The 21,526-nt window shown below is 63.3% G+C and carries 15 protein-coding genes; 6 read left to right on the top strand and 9 right to left on the bottom strand.

Translation table 11 applies throughout. From position 1 onward, the window contains the following. Positions 1–91: 91 nt before the first annotated feature. Genes fhuB through ACVWVP_RS22390 form a run of 5 tightly spaced genes read right to left on the bottom strand, consistent with a single transcriptional unit; the run spans position 92 to position 7,604 of the window. Complete coding sequence (gene fhuB / locus ACVWVP_RS22410; RefSeq protein WP_457408086.1) at positions 92–2,086, bottom strand: Fe(3+)-hydroxamate ABC transporter permease FhuB; 1,995 nt, start codon at positions 2,084–2,086, stop codon at positions 92–94. Continuing rightward, positions 2,079–2,975 (bottom strand): ABC transporter substrate-binding protein, encoded by an 897-nt coding sequence (locus ACVWVP_RS22405; RefSeq protein WP_457408084.1) that lies wholly within the window; start codon positions 2,973–2,975, stop codon positions 2,079–2,081. Before ACVWVP_RS22405 ends, fhuB begins: the two co-directional genes overlap by 8 nt. Continuing rightward, the gene (locus ACVWVP_RS22400) at positions 2,972–3,739 is read right to left on the bottom strand and encodes an ATP-binding cassette domain-containing protein (RefSeq protein WP_259175485.1); all 768 of its coding nucleotides are present in this window, start codon (positions 3,737–3,739) and stop codon (positions 2,972–2,974) included. The genes ACVWVP_RS22405 and ACVWVP_RS22400 overlap by 4 nt, the downstream gene beginning before the upstream one ends. Positions 3,740–3,764: 25 nt before the next feature. Continuing rightward, the gene (locus tag ACVWVP_RS22395; RefSeq protein ID WP_457408082.1) at positions 3,765–5,441 is read right to left on the bottom strand and encodes a cyclic peptide export ABC transporter; all 1,677 of its coding nucleotides are present in this window, start codon (positions 5,439–5,441) and stop codon (positions 3,765–3,767) included. Between the two features lie 6 nt (positions 5,442–5,447). Continuing rightward, a complete protein-coding gene (locus tag ACVWVP_RS22390) occupies positions 5,448–7,604 on the bottom strand; it encodes a TonB-dependent siderophore receptor (RefSeq protein WP_178918883.1) in 2,157 nt (718 codons plus the stop codon). A 90-nt stretch (positions 7,605–7,694) separates the two neighbouring features. On the opposite strand from ACVWVP_RS22390, the gene ACVWVP_RS22385 reads away from it, so the two are divergent. Then, positions 7,695–8,561 (top strand): AraC family transcriptional regulator, encoded by an 867-nt coding sequence (locus ACVWVP_RS22385; protein WP_178918881.1) that lies wholly within the window; start codon positions 7,695–7,697, stop codon positions 8,559–8,561. On the opposite strand, the gene ACVWVP_RS22380 is transcribed toward ACVWVP_RS22385, so the two are convergent. From ACVWVP_RS22380 to ACVWVP_RS22370, 3 genes are all read right to left on the bottom strand, one after another. Continuing rightward, entirely contained in the window at positions 8,529–12,200 is a 3,672-nt protein-coding gene (locus ACVWVP_RS22380) for a translocation/assembly module TamB domain-containing protein (protein ID WP_457408078.1), read from the bottom strand. The genes ACVWVP_RS22385 and ACVWVP_RS22380 overlap by 33 nt on opposite strands. Next, on the bottom strand, positions 12,200–13,927 hold the full coding sequence (locus tag ACVWVP_RS22375) for an autotransporter assembly complex protein TamA (RefSeq protein WP_259175283.1): 1,728 nt from the start codon (positions 13,925–13,927) through the stop codon (positions 12,200–12,202). Before ACVWVP_RS22375 ends, ACVWVP_RS22380 begins: the two co-directional genes overlap by 1 nt. Positions 13,928–13,991: 64 nt before the next feature. Beyond that, positions 13,992–14,642, bottom strand: coding sequence for a GNAT family N-acetyltransferase (locus ACVWVP_RS22370; RefSeq protein WP_457408076.1), 651 nt, complete (start codon positions 14,640–14,642; stop codon positions 13,992–13,994). Between the two features lie 169 nt (positions 14,643–14,811). On the opposite strand from ACVWVP_RS22370, the gene xthA reads away from it, so the two are divergent. Both xthA and ACVWVP_RS22360 read left to right on the top strand, forming a co-directional pair. After that, positions 14,812–15,624 carry an exodeoxyribonuclease III gene (xthA, locus tag ACVWVP_RS22365; protein WP_178918872.1) on the top strand — a complete coding sequence of 271 codons (813 nt, stop codon included), beginning with the start codon at positions 14,812–14,814 and terminating at the stop codon, positions 15,622–15,624. 198 nt (positions 15,625–15,822) lie between these two features. Next, entirely contained in the window at positions 15,823–17,154 is a 1,332-nt protein-coding gene (locus tag ACVWVP_RS22360; protein ID WP_259175286.1) for a phosphate ABC transporter substrate-binding/OmpA family protein, read from the top strand. Positions 17,155–17,290: 136 nt separating this feature from the next. On the opposite strand, the gene ACVWVP_RS22355 is transcribed toward ACVWVP_RS22360, so the two are convergent. Next, a complete protein-coding gene (locus ACVWVP_RS22355; protein ID WP_028616890.1) occupies positions 17,291–18,520 on the bottom strand; it encodes an acyl-CoA dehydrogenase in 1,230 nt (409 codons plus the stop codon). A gap of 151 nt (positions 18,521–18,671) precedes the next feature. Here ACVWVP_RS22355 and ACVWVP_RS22350 point away from each other — a divergent pair, with 151 nt between their 5' ends. From ACVWVP_RS22350 to ACVWVP_RS22340, 3 genes are all read left to right on the top strand, one after another. Further along, a complete protein-coding gene (locus ACVWVP_RS22350; RefSeq protein WP_457408073.1) occupies positions 18,672–19,607 on the top strand; it encodes a LysR family transcriptional regulator in 936 nt (311 codons plus the stop codon). Between the two features lie 184 nt (positions 19,608–19,791). Further along, complete coding sequence (locus tag ACVWVP_RS22345; protein ID WP_178918866.1) at positions 19,792–20,184, top strand: MerR family transcriptional regulator; 393 nt, start codon at positions 19,792–19,794, stop codon at positions 20,182–20,184. A 16-nt stretch (positions 20,185–20,200) separates the two neighbouring features. Then, a complete protein-coding gene (locus ACVWVP_RS22340) occupies positions 20,201–21,100 on the top strand; it encodes a hydroxymethylglutaryl-CoA lyase (protein WP_457408071.1) in 900 nt (299 codons plus the stop codon). Positions 21,101–21,526: the final 426 nt, after the last annotated feature.

The raw sequence follows: 21,526 nt of genomic DNA, 5'->3' as shown, positions 1-21,526 counted from the left end.
ATGACAAGATGTTACTGCTTAGGCAGCGAATGTCAAATGGAATAATTAGCTTGCTTGCTAATTGACCGATAAGCGGTGGCTCACGGCGCAATCAGCGTGCGCCACGGCGCACCATCAACAGCACCAGCCACGGCCCGCCCAACAGGGTGGCGACCAGCCCTGCGGGCATTTGCTCGGGGAACACCAGTTGCCGGCCCAGCCATTCGGCCAGCACCATCAACGTGGCGCCGAACAACGCCGACAGCCACAGTTGCTGCATCGGGCGACGGGCGCCGGCCAGGCGGGCGATAGGGGGGGCCAGCAGACCGACGAACGACAACGGGCCCACCAGCAGGGTCGCCGTGGTGGTCAAGACGCCGGCGAACAACAGGATCAACAAGCGTGCTCGGCTGACCGGCACGCCGACACTGGCCGCCGTGCCCTCCCCCAGCGAAAACGCCAACAACCAGCGGCTGAATAGCGGCACCAGGCACAGCCCGAAGGCAAACACCGCCGCACTGGCCCAGGCCATCGACGCCGGCAAGTAATACAGCGAGCCCATCATCATCTGCAGCATCAACCCGGCGCGCGGGTCACCACTGGCCAGGCTGGCGCTGACCATCGCCTGGGCCCAGGCGCTCACCGACACCCCCACCAGCAACAGGCGCTGCGCGGTGAACGCTCCCCGGCCAAACCAGAGCAGCGCGCCCAGCGCCGTCAACGCGCCGGCCAGGCAGGCAACGAACAGCAACGCAGCCGAAGGCTGTGCCACCAGCAACACCACCGCAATCACCCCCAGCGCACCGCCGGAACTCACCCCCAGCAGGTCCGGGCTGGCCATGGGGTTGGCCGTGAGCCGTTGCAGCAAGGTCCCGGCCAATGCCAGTAAACCTCCCGCCGCCGCGGCAGCGACGGTGTGAGGCACCTGCCAGAACAGCAGCGCGCTGAGTTGTGACAGGCTGGCGACCTGCCAGCCGTGCAGGCTGCGCGACACTGCCAACGACAGGAATAGGCTGAGCAGCAGCAACCCCAGCGTGCGCCCGAGAGCAAATCGCGCCTCGCCGTGCGTGCTCAAGCGCCAGCCATTCGACAGCCCCTGGCGCAAGCGCGGCAGCAGGAACACCAGCAACGGCACGCCCAACAACGACGTGACCGTGCCCGTAGGAATCAAGTGGGCCGCAAACGGGCTGGCACTCGACACCTGCAACACAATCTGGTCAGTGGCCCACAACAGTCCCGCGCCAATGCACGCCGCCCACACCAGGCGCTGGTACAGCGTGCGCGCGCCCAACAGCCGGGCCAGCGCTGGCGCCGCCAACCCGACAAAGCCGATCACCCCTACCTGGGCCACCACCAGGGCCGTCAGCACCACGGCCAGCAACACCGCCAGCAGGCGTGTCGTGCCGACCTTCGCGCCCAGGCTGCGGGCCGTACTTTCGCCGCTGTCGAGCAGGGCCAAGGGGCGCCGGCTGAACCACACGACGACGCTACACCCCAACAGGCCCAGGGCGAGGTGGGCACTGGGCGTCCAGCCGGACTGCTCCAGCGCACCACCGCCCCAGATCTGCAAACCGCGCAGTAAATCGAAGTTGCCCAGGGCAATCGCCAGGCTGATCGCCCCGCAATAGAGGTTGACCACCATGCCCGACAGAATCACCGCCATGGGCGACAACCGCTGCGGCGACGCCAACAGCAACACCACCAGCACGGCCGCGGCGCCACCGGCCAAGGCGACGGCCTCGCGACTCAGGGCCACCTCGCCCGGCCAATACAACGCAGACAGCGACAGCGCCAGGTAGGCCCCCGGAAAAATCCCCAGCGTCATGGGCTCTGCCAACGGGTTGCGGAGCACCTGTTGCACCAGCGCGCCCGCCAGCCCCAGCGCGGCCCCGCACAACAGCGCCATTGCCACCCGTGGCAGCAGTGAGGCATGCAGCAGCACCTGGGGCAGCACGTCAGGGTCCGGGGCAAACCAGGCCTGCCACCCGCCACTGCTGCCCAGCAGGTCCTGCACCTGGATCAAGGCCAACGCGCTCGCCACCGAAAGCAAGACCAACAGCAGCCCCAGGCATCCACGCGGGATCGCCTGGCGTAAGGGGTTAACCATGGGCGGCCTCCGGGTTCTCGATCTGTGCCAAGGCCACGTGCAACGCACGGGCAAAGCGTTGCAACGACACCAGCCCACCGTAGGGCGCGATCACCGGCAGTTCCGCTACACGGTGCTGGCGCACACAGGGCAACGCCTGCCAGACCGGGCTGGCCTGCAAGGCCGCACGCACATCAGCGGTCACCGGCCCCACCAGCAACAGGTTGGCCAGCGGTGCCGACGCCAGGCGTTGCAACGGCACCAGGGCATTGCCCGCGCGGTTGCTCGACCAACCGGCAGCCTGCGCACCATTGCTCACGCCGAGCGACTGCATCACCGCATCGAACAGGCTGCCCTGGCCGTACACCCGCAGAAAATGCCCATCGACGGCGTCGGCCACGATCGTCGGCAGCGCCGTCAGCCGTGGCGCGATGGGCACCTCGAAACGGCGCCGGGCCTCGTCGATCAACGCTTCGGCGCGGGCCGACTCACCCAACGCACGGGCCAGGGTGCGGGTGTCATCAAGCAATGCCGGGTAGGGTTGCGGGCTGTCCATATAGCCGCCCAGGGTCAGCGTGGGGCACAGGCGTTCCAGGGCCGGTTTCAAGTTGGAATGCCCCGGCGTGAGGATCAACAGGTCTGGCTTCAGGTCGCGCAGCACATCGAAGTTGGGCTGGTACAGCAGGCCGACATTGACCACCCCTTGGGCCAGCGGCGGTTCAACAATCGTGCGCCGGTACCAGTCGGGCAGCGCCATGGCAATCGGTGTGTGGCCCAGGGCCAACAGGGTTTCGGTCAGCTCCCAGCTGAGCGAGACGATTCGCCTCGGCCCGTCGGCCGCCGACGCACGGGCCAGCCACACGGCAGGTCCGGCGCACACCAAGGCTTGCAGCAGTTGACGACGGTTCATCGTGGGAAACTGACCAGGCGGCCACTCACGGGGTCGCGCAACACCCCCATCGGCGTGCCATAGATCCGTTGCAAATGATCATCCTGCAACACTTCGGCGGCCGGCACCTGCATCAGCAACCGACCCTCGCCCAGGGCAATGACTTCATCGCAGAAGCGCGCCGCCATGTTGATGTCGTGCAGGATGATCACCGCGCCCATGCCACGCTGGGTGCACAGGTTGCGCACCTGTTGCAGGACGGCGACCTGGTGGCCGATGTCCAGCGCCGAGGTGGGTTCGTCGAGCAGCATGCAGCGGCAGTTCTGCGCCACCAGCATGGCGATCCAGACACGCTGGCGCTCGCCACCCGACAGGCTGTCCACGGCACGCTCGGCGTACTGCGCGACCTCCGTGGCGCACATCGCCTCCTCCACCCACTGGCGATCCTGGGCACTGAAGCGACCGAGCGCGCCGTGCCAGGGGTGACGCCCCAGCGCCACCAGCTCACGCACCCGCATGCCGTCGACCTCTGGCGGTTGTTGCGCCAGGTAGGCGATCTGCCGTGCAAAGGCCCGTGAAGACCACTGCGGCAATGGCTGGCCAGCCAGCGTCAGCCTACCCGCCGTGGGGATCGACTGGCGCGCCAGCAGCTTGAGCAAGGTCGACTTGCCCGAGCCGTTGTGCCCGACCAGGCCGTACACTCGCCCGCTGTGCAACTGCAAATCGAGGGGGTGCAGCAAGGTTCGCGCGCCCATGCGCACGCTGACACCCTCCAGGCGAAACAGGACCTCAGCCTGGGCCAGCGGCGGTTCAAACCGGCTCATCAATCGAGTCGCTCCTGTGGCTGTGCGCAACGATCTTGCCCATGTCCAGCTTGATATGGCGGTCGGCCAAGTTGAAATAGCGGTCATCGTGGGTGATCACCAGCACCGCCTTGCCACGCGCCTTGAGGTCGGGTAGCAGGCGTTTATAAAACACTTCCTTGAATTCCGGATCCTGGTCGGCCGCCCACTCGTCGAACACGTAGAAGGGCCGGTCTTCCAGCAAGGCCACCAACAACGCCAGGCGCTTGCGCTGGCCCTGGGACAGGTCGAGGGTGGTGAAGCCACCGTCTTCGATGCTGACCTTGTGCTCCAGTTGCAGCTCGCGCAAGAGCAGGCGCGCCTGCGATTCAAGGTGCGGCGCCAGCACGCCGAGCAGGCTGTCGAACAGGTAGAAATCACTGAACACCGTGGAGAAGCACTGGCGGTAGGCATCGCGGCCCTTGGCATCGACGGGCGAACCATCCAGCAGCAGCGTACCCGCCTCGCTTTCGTACAACCCCACCAGCAATTTGGCCAGGGTGGTCTTGCCACTGCCGTTGCCGCCGATCAGGTAGGTGATTTCGCCGGGGGTGAACACCAGGTCAACCGGACCGAGCTGGAACAGGCTGTTTTCCTTTTCACGAAAGTACTGGTGGGTCATGCCCCGCAATTCAATGCGCTCAAACCCCTGATCAGGCTCGGCCGTGCCGATCGGTTCCAGCGGCAGGTCGCTGTCGAGCCGGGCGATGCGCTCCAGCGCGACACGCGCCGAGCCGATCACCGGGATCGCTCCCAGCAGGCTTTCAATGGGCAGGATGATGTAAAGGAAGGTGATCGCATAACCGGAAACCACATGCCCGTCGACGGCAAACACCCGGGCCAGCACGAACAGGGTCAGCCCGATAAACCCGAACAGCACCAGACTGCCCCAGCTGGATGCGGCGCTGAACAGCACATAGCCGAGGGTTCGCTGGCGGCGCACCGATTCGATCGGGCGCGCGAGGGTTTCCTCGACAAAGACTTGTCGCCGTCGCCGGTGCAGCTTGAGTTCCTTGGCACCGTCGAACAAGGCACGGAACTGCTGGATCAAGTCGTCCTCTCGCTGGCGCGAGCGCCGCAGCAGGTCGAGGGCGCGGCCATTGACCAATAGGAAACCCAGCGCCCCCAGGGCCACCGCCAGCAGCGCGAACACCAGCAGCTGCCACGACAGCCAGCCCAGGTACGCCAGGCAGCCGAGGATCACGGTGCCTTGGGTCAGCAGCGTCGGCAGGTTGAGGAAAAACACCACCAGGGTGTCCAGGTCGCCGGTCAGGATCGCTAGGGGCCGGGCCGCTCCGTAGCGCTCAAGGTGCGCGTAGGACGCCTGCGCCATGTGCCCGATGGCACGCAAGCGCACCTGCGCCTTGGCGCGTTGACCCAGGTACATGAACAGCGCCTGGGAGAGCAGACGCAACAGCAGCACACCGCCCACCACCCCGGCAAATTGCAGGCCGAGGTGACTGAGCTGGTCATCCCCGGCGCCCAGGGCCTGGTTGATCAGCGCGACCATGGCGGTGGCGCCAAGGCCACCGACCAGGCTGGCCAATGTGGCCAGGAGCAACAGCCCGCGGGCGCCCTGCAGCAGTGACAGCAACAGGGCGAACGGAGTGCCGGGCAACCCGGCAGCAGGTTTGAGTGAAGGCATAAGCGGTCAGAATTTCACGTTCAGCGTCAGGGTGGCATTGCGTGGGTCACCGTACAGGCCGTAGTAGCTGGAGGGCACGCGGGCGTAGTAGGTGCGGTCGAGCAGGTTGTTGACGTTCAGCGCCAGGTCGTAGTGCGGGTTGATTTGATAGCCGATCAGGCCGTCGATCACCGCGTAGCCACCCTGGTAACTGGTGTTGTTGCGCGTGGTGCGGCTTTGCGCGCGCACCCCGCCGCCGACACGCCAGTTGTTCAGTGGCTCGGCCTGGAAGCGATAGGTGTTCCACAGTTTGAGCAGGTGCTTGGGTTCCTCGGCGTCCTGGGCCGTGCCAGCGACGGCAGCCTGGCCACGCAGTTCACTTTGCAGGTAGGTGTAGCCGGCCTGCACGTCCCAGTTCGGCAGGAGCTTGCCGGTCAGCTCGGTCTCGACACCCCGGGTGCGGGCCTGGCCCTGGGCGACCCAGTACGTCGGGTGGGCGTCGTCGGCAATCGGACGGTTCTTGTCGTCGATCTGGAACACCGCCACGGATGCCCCCAGGCGGCCGTCCAACCAGTCACCCTTGAGGCCGACCTCGGCCTGCTTGCCGGTGCGCGGCTTGAGCACGCTGCCGTTGAAGGTGCTCTGGAAGGCCTGGGACGGGGTAAAGATATCCGAATAGCTGGCGTAGGCGGACAGGCCATACCCCAGGTTCTGGACGATGCCGGCATACGGGGTGAATTTATTCTGGGTCGGGTCGTCCACGGTGGGTTGCACGCTGGGCAGCCGGGTTTGGCGCGAGCTCTCGTAGTGGTTCTGGCGCCCGCCGATGATCAGCGAAAGATCGTCGGTAGGCTTGAAGGTGACCTGGCCGTAGACACCGACCTGGGAGGTGTCCGAGGTGGTGCCGAAGGTGTAGGGAATATCCACGTTCGGCTGGTTGATGTTGAACACATCCACCACCCCGCCACTGGTGCCTCCGGACACGCTGCGCTGGTGGGTGCTGGCATAGTTGATGCCGACCATCAGCTCGTGGGTTCGCCCAAACAGCTCGAACGGGCCACTGACGTAGGAGTCGACTCCCAGCCAGCGGTAACGGTCATGCTGGCGCTGCAGCCAGTAATCGGCAGTGTTGTCGAGGTTGACCGGGCCGTCCACATAGCCGTACTTGGAGGCGACGTCGGAGGTGCGGTAGTTGATCGCCGTGCGGTTCTGCCAACCGTTGCCGAACTGATGCACCAGGTCGGCGTAAAGCTCGGTCATGTCGGTGTCGGCATGGCTCCAGTCGGTGCCGTAGAACCCCGAGCGCTTGGCATTGACGAAGCTGCCGTTGGTGTAGGTCGAGAGACCATAGTCAAAGCCGTCGAGTCTGATTTTCTGGTGGGCGGCGCCGACCGTCAGTTGGGTGTCCGGGTCGAGGTCGAAGGCCAGGGAACCGTAGAGCAGGCCCTGGTCCGAGCCGGTCTTGTCGACGAAGGCGTTTTCATCTTCGCCGGCGAACCCGAAGCGGCCCTTGACGGTGCCGCTGTCGTTCAACGGGCCGGTGACATCCCAGGCCGTGCGGTAACGGTCCCAGGAGCCGGCAGATACCGAGCCGGTCAAGGCAAATTCATCCTGCGGGCGCTTGCGCACCAGGTTGACCGTGCCGCCCGGGTTGCCGAACCCTTGCAGCAAGCCGGCGGGGCCGCGCAGCACTTCGACGCGGTCGTACAGCGCCAGGTCGAATTGCGGCAGGTATTGCAGGCCATTGTTGGCCGGCAGTCCGTCAAACTGCACCTCGGCCGGGTAACCCCGCGACTGGAAATAACTGGTGCCGTCGCCGTAAGTCACGGCGGTGATCCCCGGGGTATTGCGCAGGGCCTCGTCCACGGACGTCATGTGCTGGTCGTCCATGCGCTGGCGGGTGATGGTGGTCACCGAGGCCGGGATGTCCTTAGGCTGCGCGGCCACTTTGCCGACGGTTACCAGTGCCGGCTTGTAGCTGTCGCTGCCTTCGGTGCTCGCCGTGTCCTGGACCGGGTCGGCCACGATCTGGGTCTGGGGCAGGATCATCGGCGCCGATTGTGCATGCACCGTCGCCACCCCCAGAGCCAGGGGTGCGAGCAGAACATGCTTGAGGATCAATCGGTTGAAGCGGAACTGGCACAGCGGCGCGTAGGACAAGCGTTCAACGAGGCTTCTGCTCATGGCGTTCAAGGGACCTGACAGGTTGTAAATGCGATTAATTTGCATTAATTTTGCCAGTCCATTTACTTGGCTTCAGGACAACAAATATCGATGAAAGGACAGAATTGGCGCTTTTCTGCCGGCCACGATCATCTCCCCCAAAAAGCGGCCAACAGCTACAAGGAATTTGCTGACGACGACCCCGCGCTGGTGGTGCGCGCGTTCGAGTACGCGTCGGGGGCCCGGCAGCAGCCCCACTCCCACCAGCGGATCCAGTTGATGTATTCACCCCAGGGGTTGATGCGCGTGTCCACCGAGACCGGCGCCTGGACACTGGCACCGATGCGCGCCTTGTGGATTCCGCCGGGCATCACCCATGAAGTGCGCATGGTCGGTGAAATTTCCATGCGCTCAGTGTACCTCGACCCCAGCGCCGTGCCCTGGCACTGGGAAGATTGCTGCGTGCTGACAGTCACACCGTTGATGCGCGAATTGATCCTGATGCTGTTCGATGGCGCCATGGCCGACGAACAGCCACGGGCGTTGGCCTCCGCCCTGCTCGTGCAGCTGCTGGCGCGCGCCAAGCCCCAGGCGCACAACCTGCCGATGCCCATGGACCGTCGCTTGCGCCGGGTGTGCGATGCCATATTGCAGAGCCCGGACAACAACGACACCCTGGAAGCCTGGGGTGAACGCATCGGTGCCAGTGCCCGCACGCTGGCGCGGCGCATGAAAGAGGAAACCGGCGTGACCTTCCACCAGTGGCGTTTGCAGGTGCGGGTCGATGAGGCGATCTGCCGGCTGGCACAAGGTGTGTCGATCAATGAAATCGCGCTGGACCTGGGTTATCGCAGTGCCAGCGCGTTCATCTATATGTTCCGCAGCTTGCTGGGCAGCACACCGGCGCAGTACCTGGACAAGCTGCTGGCTGGTGACGCGGCGGCGTCAGAAATCGCGCTTGTAGAAAATATCCAGTGAACTGGCCACGCCACTGGCCACTTCCAGGTACACCTTCTTGCTCAACAGGTAGCGCAGCGCGATGGTGTTGGCCGGCTCGAACACCCCCACCCCGTAACGCAGGCTGAGCTTTTCGGTGATCTTGCCGCTGGCGACCACCGCCGTGGTGGTGCCGCTGCCCTGGGTATCGAGTTCGAAGTCCTGGATGCCCAGGTTCTTGGCGATATCCGAAGTGACCCCAGCGCTGCCCATCAGGCCCAGGCCCAACGCGGCTTGGGCGAGCATGTTGTTGTCCTCACCAGTGGTACTCAACGGACGCCCCAGCACCAGGTAGGACAGTGCCTGTTCCTGGCTCATGGCCGGTTCCGAGAAGATCTGCGTGGTGGGCTGTTCGGCGCTGCCACTGAGGCGGATACCGGCAATCACGTCGTCGGTCTTGCGGATCGCTTCGATGTCCAGGTACGGCTGGTCCAGCGGCCCGGCAAACAGCAGGCGTGCACGCCGCACGTCGAGCTTCTGGCCGTAGGCGCGGTAGCGGCCGTCGTTGAGCCACAGCTCGCCACGGGTGTCCATGTTGTCGCCGATATGCACGTGACCCTGCACCTTGGCGGTGAGGCCGAAGCCTGAAAAGTTGAGCTGGTCTTCGCCCACTGCGACGTCGATATCCATCGCCATGGCCATCGGTGGTTTGCCTTCCTCGGTCTGGCTGCCGACGATCACCGTGTCATCCGACACCTTGACCGTCGACGGTGGCAACTCGCGCACGGTGATGTCACCGCGCGGAATCTGCACCTTGCCGGCGATGGCCAGCTTGTCGTCCTTGAGGCTGATCTTCAGGTCCGGCGCGACTTCCAATACGGCGTAAGGCTCTACCGTCACCGGCAGTTGCGAGCCTTTTAACGCCAGATCGACCACCAGGGCCTGGCCCCAGCCAATATGACCATTGAGGTTGCCCTGCCCGGCCTTGCCACTGCGCCAGCCGCCATTGAGTTGCACGCTTTCGCCGGCGATCAGCGCCTGCACGTTCAAGCCTTCGAGGCTGACCGGCAGTTCCGGCCCGGAGATCTCGCCGCCGATCAGGTTCACGTTGCCGTTGACCTGCGGTGCCAGCAGGCCTCCGGATATGCGCCCGCTGCCGTTGAGCTTGCCGTTGAGCTTTTCCACCATTGGCACAAACGGCCGCGCCACGGCCAGGTCCAGGCCGGTCAGGTTGAAGGTGCCGGTGATCGGCTTGTTCTTCGGCAACGGGTTGATCTGCGCCTGCAACAGCAGCTCGCCGAGCTTGCCACCCTGGAAATTCAACTGGGTGTCGATGCGCTTGGGGTTCAGGGTGGTTTCCAGCTTCAGCGTGTCATACGGGAAATCCAGCCACTGGTCCTTGTCTTTGACTCGCAAGGTGCCACCGCTGGCGTCCACCGACACCACACCTTTGGGGCCGCTGTTGGGCAAGTCGAGCTGCACGTCGGCGTTGAGCTTGCCCTGCCAGGCGAAGTCCTTGGGCAAGAACGCCGCGAGGCTGTCGATGGGGAACTGCTTGAGGTGATAACGCAGCTTGGGCTCCGGCATCAGGCGCTGGTCTTCACCGCACAGGCTGGCCGGGCCGGACACCCAGCAATGCGCGGCGAAGGTCAGCTTACCGTCGGCCAGGCGTTCGATCTTCGCCGGGGCTTGCAGCTTCCAGTCCTGGCCACCGGCTTGCACATCGCCACTGGCCAGGCGCCCGCGCCAGTTGCCCTTGTCGAGGTTGCCGTCCAGCGCCAGGGCCAGCTTGACCAGCGGTCCAGTCAGGCCCAGTTGGACCTCTTGGCGCTTGATGTCGCCTTGGGCGCTGGCGGTAAGGGTGCCGACCTGCGTGTCACCGGACTGGATACCGCTGCCCTTCAGGTCGAGCTTGGCGCGCTGAGCGTTGTCGAGGCTGGCGTCGAGCGTGAGGGTTTGCAGGCGGTTGTCGGCAAACGCCAGCTGCTGGCCCTTGAGGTCGAGCTTGCCTTGCGGGGCTTTCAGGCTGCCGGCCACGTCGAGTCGGCCGTTGATTTGCCCACGCAACTGCGGCCACAACTGGGCCAGGCGCGCCAGCTTGATATCGATCTGCCCGGCCAGGCGCTGTTGCAGGCTGCCGCTGCCATTGATGCGGTTGTCACCCAGGCGGATATCCAGGTTGGCCAGGGTCCATTGCTCACCCGCGCCTTCGGCCTTGGCGGCCAGCACGGCCGTTTGCCCGCGCAGGCGACCCTTGAGGTCGAGGTCGGCGTTCAGCTTGAGTTGCTCGTTCTTGAACTCGCCTTTGCTGCGCAGCGGGCCGGCCAGGGTGCCCGGCAATTCCGCGACCCAGTACGCCGGGTTGAGGGCCGACAGGTCCAGCGCGGTGTCCCAGGCGATACCATCGGCGAACTGCACGTTGAGGTGACCTTCGGCCTTGCCTTGGCCCGCGGTGAGTTTCAGCTCGGGCAGGAAGATTTGCTTGAGGTCGCCACTGAACGGTGTGACTACATTGAATTTGCCCGCCGGGCCGTCGAGATCGGCCTTGAGGTTGCCCAGGTAGTTGCCATCCTTGTAGGAGATCTCACCATTGAAGGTGCGCAATGCAACCTGCGGTTCGTCGATCAACGGGTAGAGGCGGTGCCAGGGGAAATCCAGCCAGTCGATCTTGGCGTCGGCGCTGAAACCTTGCTGCCAATCCAGCTGGGCCGAGAGCTTGAGGCTTTGCTTGTCACCGGCCGTCAGGTCCAGGCCGGCGATCTGCGCGCCCTTGGCGTCGACCTTGCCTTGCAGCAGCAGATCCACCGGGCCTTTTTCGGCGGGCAGCACGGCTTTGCCGAGCAGTTGGTAGCCGCTGTTCAGGTCGCCTTTGGCGGTGAGGTCCAGCCCATTGAGTTGCAGGGTGTCGGGCAGGTCCGCGCTGGCCTTGAAGCCATCGGCGGTGATGTGCACCTGGGCGGGCAGGTTTTCCACCAGGGGTTGCAGCTCGCCGCTGAGCTTGGCGGGCAAGTAGCCGCTGCTGTCGGCGTCGAGCGTGAGGGTCTTGAGTAGGTCGCCCTCGACCTTGAGGGCCACTGTCCAAGGTGCGCCGCCCGGTGCATAGGGCAGGCTCAGGTTACCGCTGGCAGTGAGCGGCCAGTTGCCGGTGGGTTGCAGCAGCCCGGCCAGGTCCAGCACCAGGCCGTCACGTTGCAGGTGCACCGAGTCGATCTGCAGGCCGGCGACCGTCCAGTGCGCCACCAGTTGCAAGCCCTTGAGTTCTTCGCTGCCGTTAAACAGCAGGCTACCGACGCGAACGTCGCCCAACTGGATCGCAACCGGCAGTTTCAATTCAGGCAGCTGAATCGGCCCACTGCTCTCCTCGGTGCCTGGCGGAAATTGCAGGCTGACCTGCTCAACGTCGAGCGTGTTGATGCACAGGGTCATGCGCAACAGGCACGCGGGCGACCAATCGAACGTCGGCGTGGTGAGTTCCACACGACTGCCGTCCTGCTGCCACACCAGGTGGTCAGCACGCCATTGGCCGCCCAGGCGACCCTGGAAATTCTCCACGGTCATACCCGGCACCTGGCCCAGAGCCCAGCGACTGCCTGCCTGGGTACCGAGCACGCTCCACAACGCCAACAGCACCAACGCCAGGACCGCCAACACGGCCAGCCCCGCTATTTTCAAACCACGCATCACAGCTCAGGCCCCATGGAAAAGTGCAAACGAATGCCGCCCGGATCTTCGAGGGCATGGGCCAGGTCAAGGCGAATCGGGCCGACGGGCGAAACCCAGCGTATGCCGACGCCGACGCCGGTTTTCAGGCTGGGCATCTCCAGGGTGTTGAAGGAGTTGCCCTGGTCGATGAACGTGGCGATCCGCCATTTATCGGCGATGGAATATTGATACTCGGCACTCAGGGCCATCATGTAGCGGCCGCCGATACGGTCACCGCGATCGTTCTCCGGGGACAGCGTCTGGTACTCGTAGCCGCGCACGCTCTGGTCACCACCGGCAAAGAAACGCAGCGACGGCGGCACCGACTTGTAGCCGTTGGTGGCGCTGCCGCCCACCTGTGCCCGGGCGAGGAAGCGATGGTTGTCCCACAAGGTGGTCAAGCCCTTGAGGGTGGCGGTGCCGTAAAGCAAGTTGGTGTCGGAGCCCAGCCCTTCCTTGGCCACCTTGGTGTCGAACATCAGGCGATAGCCATTGTGCGGGTCGATGCGGTTGTCACTGCGCAGGTAGGAATAGCTGACACCGGGCATCACCAGGTTGCTGAGACCCGAGTCATTGCCCAGGCGATATTCTTCGCGCTGGTACTTGAGGGAGATCACCCGGGTCCAGCCACTGGGCAACTTGCTGTGCCATTCGGGGCCGACGGTGAGCAGTTTGCTCAAGGTGTCGGTGCCCGCCAGTTCTTCGTTCTGGTAGCCACCGGCGAAACGCAATTTGTCGGTGAGCGGCGGGTCCAGGGGAACGTCGTACCACAGGCCAACGTTCTGGCGCGGCGCCGACAGCTCGGCCTCCCAGCCGTAACTGTGGCCCTGGGGGTTGACCCAGTGGCGCGTCCAGTTTGCCTTGCCGCGCGGGCCCACGTCAGTCGAGAACCCCAGGCCCAGGCCCATGGTGCGCGGCTTGCGGGTTTCCAGTTGCACGGTCACCGGGATCACATCGTTGGACGCAGCAGCAGGCGCGGCGTCCACGCGCACGCCTTCGAAAAAGCCACTGCCTTGCAGGTTCTGGTTGAGTTCGGCGATCAGTTCAGAGTCATAGGGAGTGCCGCTTTTGAACGGCACCATGCGTTGCAGCAGGTCCTCATCAAAAGGGGTGTCGCCGGTAAAGCTGACGTTGCCCATGGTGTAGCGCGGGCCGCTGTCGTAAATGAGTTCGATGTCAGCCACGCCCGCCTGGGGGTCGACGGATAACTTCTGGCTGGTGAAGCGCCCGCTGAAAAAGCCGTAGCGCGAGGCCTGGTTCTGGATCAGACGCTTGGCGTCTTCATAGTGGCCGTGGTTGAGCACGGCGCCGGATTTGAGGTCGTCGCTGGCGGGCACGCGAAACCCCTTGAGGTTCGCGGCCTGGCCATCGACCCGAATGGTCACGTTGCGCAAATGCACCGGTTCGCCGGGGTCGATGGTGAGGATCAGGCGCGGGTTCTTGCCGCCCTTCACGTCACTCTCGATCTGCGGTTGATAGAAGCCCAGGGCCTGGGCCGCCTTGCGCGCCTGCTCCTCTGCGCCACGGCTGAACCGCAGCAAGGCTTCTTCATCACGATCGCCAACCCCGCCGATGTAGCCTTCGATGTTGGCTTTCAACGCGTCGTTTGAGGGTTTGATGCGCACGTCCAACTCGCTTTGCGCAAAAACGCTGCAGCTTGTGAACAGCAGAATCAAGCCGCTGGTATATCTTCCTGGAAACTTCATAGGCACGGATGCTACACGAGCTAGGGAGTTTCTTTGAATTGGGAATTGTCTGAATAATTCTGTCCTAAGCCGTTGCAGCATGTAACGACTGGGGATTGGGATGAAAAAACACGTGCTCAAGCACCGGCCCTACAGCCACTTCTCCAATTTCCTGGTAGCCCTGGCGTTTGTAGAACTCCAGGTAGCGCGAGTTGCCGGTATCGAGCACCACGCCTGAGGAATGCGGGTCTTCGGCACACCAGTTGTGCACCGCCTCCAACAACTGCTCGCCGTAATGCTTGCCCTGGAATTGCGGGTGAATGCCCAGCAACGGCAGCACATGCACCGACTCGCCGGGCAGGCAGGCCAGCACCGCGTGATGGTAGTCGAGGTAACGCCGCGTGCCACGCACGCCGGTGCTCAGCCACATGCGAATCTGCCAGGCCCAGCTTTCGGTGATGCCCAGGCGTCGTTGCGGTGGCGCGATCAGGGCGATGCCGATCAGGCGATCATTGACGAACAGGCCAATGGCGGGCAGCTTCTGGAAAAAGTGTTGTTTGACCAACTCGCGCACCGTGGCACGCACCCGTTGTTCATAGCCGCGCCGCTCGGCTTCGAAGATATAAGCAAAGGTCGGTTCATGCCGGTAAGCCTGATACAGCAAGGAGCGCGCTTCACGGGAATAATCGCTGTTGAGCAGGCGGATTTCGGCAACGGCAGTCGAGGTTTCAGGCATACGGTCAATCTCCCTGGGCGCCACTGAAAAAGATGGCGTTCTTATGGGTACGAACCTGCACGGTACGAGTCGTTCCCAGACATTAGCAGCGCATCTGCCCTACCGCCACGCTGGCTCCCGTCCGACTTGTCGGCTAGCATCGCCCTTTTGCCAGACTGGACTGCCGACCATGAAAATCGTCTCTTTCAATATCAACGGGCTGCGTGCCCGCCCTCATCAGCTGGCGGCGCTGATCGAAAAACACCAACCGGACGTCATCGGCCTGCAGGAAACCAAGGTGCATGACGACCAGTTCCCCCTGGCCGAAGTACAGGCGCTGGGCTATCACGTGTATTACCACGGCCAGAAAGGCCACTACGGCGTGGCGTTGCTGTCGCGTCAGCCTGCATTGAGCCTGCACAAAGGCTTTGCCAGCGATGAAGAAGACGCCCAGCGTCGGTTTATCTGGGGCACGTTCGCCGATGAAAACGGCCACCCGATCACCATCATGAACGGCTACTTCCCCCAGGGTGAAAGCCGCGACCACCCCACCAAGTTCCCGGCCAAGCAGCGCTTCTACGAAGACCTGCAGCAATTGCTGGAAAGCCAGTTCAGCAATGAGCAGGCACTGGTGGTGATGGGCGACATCAACATCTCCCCCGAAGACATCGACATCGGCATCGGCGCCGACAATGCCAAGCGGTGGCTCAAGACCGGCAAGTGCAGCTTCCTGCCCGAAGAGCGCGAGTGGATGGCCCGCCTGAAAAATTGGGGCCTGGTGGACAGCTTCCGTCACCTCAACCCGGAAGTGGCCGACCGCTTCAGCTGGTTCGACTACCGCAGCCGTGGTTTCGAGGACGAGCCCAAGCGTGGGCTGCGCATTGACGTGATCCTGGCGTCCAACGGCCTGGTGTCGCGGGTCAAGGATGCGGGGGTGGACTACGAACTACGCGGGCTGGAAAAACCGTCGGACCATGCGCCGATCTGGCTTGAACTGAGCTGATTTCTGGCTGTCCTTGGTTTAAATGTGGGAGCGGGTTTGCTCGCGAAAGCGGTGTGTCAGTCAAGGGTTTATTGACTGATCCAGTGCATTCGCGAGCAAGCCCGCTCCCACAATGTGTTCCCCAGTGCAGCCGTCATATCTTTGCAACCTGCCTGACTTATTCTCGCGGCACTCCCTTTGGCTTGAGAAGGTGCCGGCATGAGGCTGCGCGTTCTGTTCCTGCTGGTGCTGTATCCCCTGTTTGCCGTGTCTGCCCCCCTTCCCGTTCCCGATCAAGGCCCCGCGCTACGTGTGCAGGGCTCCAATACCATTGGCGCAGCGCTGGGGCCGGCCCTGGTCAAGGGGTTGATGGAGCATCAGGGCCTGCAAGGCGTACACAGCGAACCGGCCGAAGGCGCCAATGAACAACGGGTAGTCGGCAAGACCCGCGCGGGCAAGACGGTGACCATCGAGGTGGCCGCCCACGGTTCCAGCACTGGTTTCAGCTCGCTGAAAAAAGCCGCGGCGGACCTCGCGGCCTCGTCCCGCCCGATCAAGGACAGCGAACTGGTCGATCTTGAACCCCTGGGCGACCTGAAAAGCCCCGAGGCCGAGCAAGTGATCGCGATCGACGGCCTGGCGATCATTCTGAACCCGCAAAACCCCTTGAACACCCTGAACACCGAGCAACTGGCGCAAATCTTCAACGGTGAAATCAGCACCTGGGAAGCCCTCGGCGGCGTCGGCGGGGCCATTCATCTGTATGCGCGGGATGATCAGTCCGGCACCTACGACACCTTCAAGGACCTGGTCTTGCGCCTGCGTGGCAAACCCCTTGCGCCGTCGGCAAAGCGCTTTGAATCCAGCGAGCAGTTGTCCGACGCGGTCAGCCAGGACCCTCAGGGCATCGGTTTTATCGGCCTGCCCTACGTGCGCCAGGCCAAGGCGGTGGCCATTGTCGACGGTGATTCACAACCGATGCTGCCGCTCAACAGCCTGATCGCCACCGAAGACTACCCGCTGTCGCGCCGTTTGTTCTTTTACCTGCCACCGTCGAGCCATAACCCGTGGGCCAAGGCGCTGGTGAACTTCGCCCAGAGCAGCAAGGGCCAGGCGATCGTGGCCGCCAATGGGTTTATCGCGCAGCAGGTACAAGCCATGGGCGTGGAACCGCGCGCCTCGATGCCGGTGGAATACCAGGCGATCGCCCGTGAGGCCCAGCGCCTGAGCGTGAATTTCCGTTTCGAAGAAGGCAGCGCGAGCCTGGACAACAAGGCGCGCCAGGACCTGCAGCGGGTGGTGGCCTACCTGAAAACCCACGGCAAGCTCGACAAGCAGGTCACGCTGGTGGGGTTTGGCGATGCCAAGAATGACCCGCAGCGCGCGGCGTTGCTTTCGAAATTGCGTGGGATGGCCGTGCGCCGTGAGCTGGTGAAGAACGGTGTGGTGCTGCGCGATATCCAGGGGTTTGGCGCGCAGATGCCGGTGGCGGCGAATACGGCGGATGAGGGGCGGATCAAGAATCGGCGGGTGGAGGTGTGGGTTTACTGAACCCAGGGCTTATAGGTTGTTCAGACTGGCCTCTTCGCGAGCAAGCCCGCTCCCACATTCTGACCGTGTTTCCACATTGGAATGCGGTCAACTGTGGGAGCGGGCTTGCTCGCGAATGCAGGCGGCTCGGTCTAACTTACTGGCCGCTGCGCATCAGCTCTTTAGGTACATATTTGCCAATCTCGAACTTGCCGATCGCCGCACGGTGCACTTCGTCCGGACCGTCGGCCAGGCGCAAGGTGCGTTGCATGGCGTACATATAGGCCAGCGGGAAGTCGTTGGACACCCCGGCGCCGCCATGGATCTGGATCGCACGGTCGATCACCTTCAAGGCCACGTTCGGGGCGACCACCTTGATCTGGGCGATTTCGCTTTTCGCCACTTTGTTGCCCACGGTGTCCATCATGTATGCCGCTTTCAGGGTGAGCAGGCGGGCCATGTCGATTTCCATGCGCGAGTCGGCGATCTTGTCGATATTGCCGCCCAGGCGTGCCAAGGGCTTGCCGAACGCGGTACGGCTGACGGAGCGTTTGCACATCAGTTCCAGCGCACGCTCGGCCATGCCGATGGAGCGCATGCAGTGGTGGATGCGGCCCGGGCCAAGGCGGCCCTGGGCGATTTCAAAGCCCCGACCTTCGCCCAGCAGCACGTTTTCGTAAGGCACGCGCACATTGTCGAACAGCACTTCGGCGTGGCCGTGGGGCGCGTCGTCGTAACCGAATACCGGCAGCGGGCGCACGATCTTCACGCCGGGGGTGTCCACCGGCACCAGGATCATCGAGTGCTGCTGGTGGCGCGGCGCATCCGGGTTGCTCAGGCCCATGAAGATCAGGATCTTGCAGCGCGGGTCGCAGGCGCCGGAGGTCCACCACTTTTTGCCGTTGATCACCCACTCGTCGCCCTGGCGTTCGGCGCGGGCGGCCATGTTGGTGGCGTCTGAGGAAGCCACGTCCGGCTCGGTCATGGCGAAGGCCGAGCGAATCTCGCCGCGCAGCAGTGGCTCCAGCCAGCGTTGTTTCTGTTCTTCATTGGCGTAGCGCACCAGCACTTCCATATTGCCGGTGTCGGGGGCGGAGCAGTTGAACGGCTCCGGGCCCAGCAGCGAACGGCCCATGATCTCGGCCAGCGGTGCGTATTCAAGGTTGGTCAGGCCAGCGCCCAGTTCGGATTCGGGCAGGAACAGGTTCCACAGGCCTTCGGCTTTGGCCTTGGCTTTCAGCTCTTCCATGATTGCGGTGGGCTGCCAGCGGTCACCTTCGCTGACCTGGCGTTCAAACACCGGCTCGGCCGGGTAAACGTAAGCATCCATGAACGCGGTGACGCGTTCACGCAGTTCCTGAACCTTGGGCGAATAGGCGAAATCCATGAGCAGCTCCCTTCTCTGAGAGGTTGTTTAGGTCATGCAATCGATGCTAGAACAGCGCTCATAATTTACCTAGCCTATTCTCGGCGTGTATTAACATTCATCACCGATATATGATCGGCGTATGGACACCTAACAATAAGAGCGCAACGAAATGAATCTGAGCAAGGTCGACCTGAACCTCTTCATCGTCTTTGACGCGATCTACACCGAAGCCAACCTGACCCGCGCCGGGCAGATCGTCGGCATCACCCAGCCGGCGGTGTCCAACGCTCTGGCCCGCCTGCGCGAGACCTTCAACGACCCGCTGTTCGTGCGCACCGCCCAAGGCATGGTGCCCACGCCCATGGCGCAGAACATCATCGGCCCGGTGCGCAACGCGTTGTCGTTGCTGCGAGTGTCGGTGCAGGAAAGCCGCATCTTCAACCCGCAGCAGGCGGCCAAGACCTACCGCATCAGCATGACCGACCTGACCGAGGCGGTGATCCTGCCGTTGCTGTTTCAGCGCCTGCGCCGCCTGGCGCCGACGGTGGTGATCGAGAGCTTTTTGTCCAAACGCCGCGAAACCACCAAGGAACTGGCGGCCGGGCGCCTGGACTTTGCCGTGGATGCGCCGCTCAACACCGACCCGCAGGTGCGTCACGTCAAGCTGATGGAGGACCGCTACGTGTGCGCCATGCGCAAGGGCCATCCGCTGGCGAGCAAGGACAAACTGTCCCTCGATGATTATTTAGGGCTGACCCACATCCATATTTCCAGCCGCCGCAACGGCCTGGGCCATGTCGACCTGGCGCTGGGCAAGATGGGCCTGCAACGCAAGATTGCCCTGCGCTCCCAGCATTACCTGATGGCCTCGCAGGTGCTGCAGCAGACCGACATGGTGATGACCGTGCCCGAGCGCTTCGCCCGCCGCCATGAATTGCACTGGTTCAACTTGCCGGTCAATGACGTGCCACCGGTGGAAACCCACCTGTACTGGCACGAAAGCACCGACCAGGACCCGGCAAACCGCTGGATGCGCGAGCAAATGATCGAGCTGTGCCAGCAGGTGACGGCCCATGAAAAGAAACTCGATGGCAAACAACCCTGACCGTTTTCGTGGCGAGGGCGCTTGCTCACGCTGGGGCGCGAAGCGACCCCAAAAGACAGGCCTGCTGCGCAGGCCAGCGGGAGCAAGCTCCCTCGCCACAGGTGAATTGATCCAAAAGTGATTTGCTTGACGTTAACGTCAAGCAGACACTAGCCTAGCGCTCAAGACCTTCTTGAGCGCCGCCATGAGCACCACCTACAGCATCTCCGACCTCGCCCGCGAGCTCGACATCACCACCCGCGCCATCCGCTTCTATGAAGAACAAGGCCTGCTGAGCCCCGAGCGCCGGGGCCAGGAGCGCATCTACTCGGCGCGGGACAAGGTCACCCTCAAGCTGATCCTGCGCGGCAAGCGCATCGGGTTCTCGCTGGCCGAGTGCCGCGAGCTGATCGAACTCTACGACCCCACCAGCGGCAACCACATCCAGCTCAACAGCATGCTGGCCAAGATCGCCGAGCGCCGTGAACAACTGGAGCAACAGCTGCTGGACATCGAACAGATGAAGCTGGAACTGGACACCGCCGAAGAGCGCTGCACCCAGGCCCTGGCCCACACCATGAGCCAGGTTGGCCATTGATCAAAAGGTAACTGCCATGTCCCTCCCCTCCCATGTGCGCCTGATTGAAGTCGGCCCGCGCGACGGTTTGCAGAACGAATCCCAGCCCATCAGCGTGGCCGACAAGGTCCGGCTGGTGGACGCCCTCAGCGCGGCGGGCCTGGGTTACATCGAAGTCGGCAGCTTTGTATCGCCCAAGTGGGTGCCGCAGATGGCCGGCTCCGCCGAGGTGTTTGCACGGATCCAGCGCAAGCCCGGGGTGACCTACGGCGCCCTCGCACCGAACCTGCGCGGCTTTGAAGATGCGCTGGCGGCTGGAGTCAAGGAAGTGGCCGTGTTTGCGGCAGCCTCCGAGGCGTTTTCCCAGCGCAACATCAACTGTTCCATCAGTGAAAGCCTGGAGCGCTTTGCGCCAATCATGGCGGCCGCCAAACAGCACGGCATCAGCGTGCGTGGGTATGTGTCCTGTGTGTTGGGTTGCCCTTACGAAGGCCAGGTCGCGCCGCAGCAAGTGGCGGCGGTCGCCCGTGAGCTGTACGCCATGGGCTGCTATGAGGTTTCACTGGGCGACACCATCGGCACCGGCACGGCGGGCGCCACGCGCAGCCTGTTCGAGGCGGTGGGTGCACAGGTGCCCAGGGACAAGCTGGCCGGTCACTTCCATGACACCTATGGCCAGGCCATCGCCAATATCTACGCCAGCCTGCTGGAAGGCATCAGCGTGTTCGACAGCTCTATTGCAGGCCTCGGCGGCTGCCCCTACGCCAAGGGCGCCAGCGGTAACGTCGCCACCGAAGACGTGGTGTACCTGCTCGACGGCCTGGGTATCGAGACGGGTATCGACCTGCAGGCCTTGATTGACGCGGGCCAACAGATCAGCACTGTGCTGGGCCGGCCGACGGGGTCACGCGTGGCCAAGGCGCGTAACGCCAGTTGAGTCCCTTAGCCGTGACAATGTGTTACCGCCGGCTTACATAACGAGTAACACGGGAACATATTTTGTCGTATTTGCCGTAGGCCAAACCTTACACAAAAATCAAACCATTGATTTTAAAGGACTTTTAAAAGTTGGCACGGCTTCTGCTATCTCTATGGCATAACAAGAATAAAAAGCGCCAAACCTAATAAAAATAAGACGAAACGACTCTGACATAACAAGAACAACACGGCAGAGACGCAGCTAACAGATTTTTTTGGAGAAGATGTGCTTCGCAGGGTACGGCGTGCCGAAACCCGCAACCGGTTAGAGAAGAACAAAACTACCTCAAGGTAGCTACCCACTGGTTGGATCGCGTGCGAAGAAGCAGATCAGCGCTCAAAAAAATACGTTTGCTCTTGACCCCGGATGGGGGTCGCCCAAAAC

It is taken from the genome of Pseudomonas sp. TE24901, assembly GCF_054058375.1.
The sequence above is the reverse complement of the archived record's forward strand: the minus strand, read 5'-3'. Positions and strand labels throughout refer to the sequence as shown.

Bases quoted from the DNA above. Each gene is read 5' to 3' on its own strand.
- ACVWVP_RS22385 (WP_178918881.1), top strand. From the start codon at position 7,695: ATGAAAGGACAGAATTGGCGCTTTTCTGCCGGCCACGATCATCTCCCC.
- ACVWVP_RS22405 (WP_457408084.1), bottom strand. From the start codon at position 2,975: ATGAACCGTCGTCAACTGCTGCAAGCCTTGGTGTGCGCCGGACCTGCC.
- fhuB (WP_457408086.1), bottom strand. From the start codon at position 2,086: ATGGTTAACCCCTTACGCCAGGCGATCCCGCGTGGATGCCTGGGGCTG.
- xthA (WP_178918872.1), top strand. From the start codon at position 14,812: ATGAAAATCGTCTCTTTCAATATCAACGGGCTGCGTGCCCGCCCTCAT.
- ACVWVP_RS22395 (WP_457408082.1), bottom strand. From the start codon at position 5,441: ATGCCTTCACTCAAACCTGCTGCCGGGTTGCCCGGCACTCCGTTCGCC.
- ACVWVP_RS22350 (WP_457408073.1), top strand. From the start codon at position 18,672: ATGAATCTGAGCAAGGTCGACCTGAACCTCTTCATCGTCTTTGACGCG.
- ACVWVP_RS22360 (WP_259175286.1), top strand. From the start codon at position 15,823: ATGAGGCTGCGCGTTCTGTTCCTGCTGGTGCTGTATCCCCTGTTTGCC.
- ACVWVP_RS22355 (WP_028616890.1), bottom strand. From the start codon at position 18,520: ATGGATTTCGCCTATTCGCCCAAGGTTCAGGAACTGCGTGAACGCGTC.
- ACVWVP_RS22340 (WP_457408071.1), top strand. From the start codon at position 20,201: ATGTCCCTCCCCTCCCATGTGCGCCTGATTGAAGTCGGCCCGCGCGAC.
- ACVWVP_RS22370 (WP_457408076.1), bottom strand. From the start codon at position 14,642: ATGCCTGAAACCTCGACTGCCGTTGCCGAAATCCGCCTGCTCAACAGC.
- ACVWVP_RS22345 (WP_178918866.1), top strand. From the start codon at position 19,792: ATGAGCACCACCTACAGCATCTCCGACCTCGCCCGCGAGCTCGACATC.
- ACVWVP_RS22390 (WP_178918883.1), bottom strand. From the start codon at position 7,604: ATGAGCAGAAGCCTCGTTGAACGCTTGTCCTACGCGCCGCTGTGCCAG.
- ACVWVP_RS22375 (WP_259175283.1), bottom strand. From the start codon at position 13,927: ATGAAGTTTCCAGGAAGATATACCAGCGGCTTGATTCTGCTGTTCACA.
- ACVWVP_RS22380 (WP_457408078.1), bottom strand. From the start codon at position 12,200: ATGCGTGGTTTGAAAATAGCGGGGCTGGCCGTGTTGGCGGTCCTGGCG.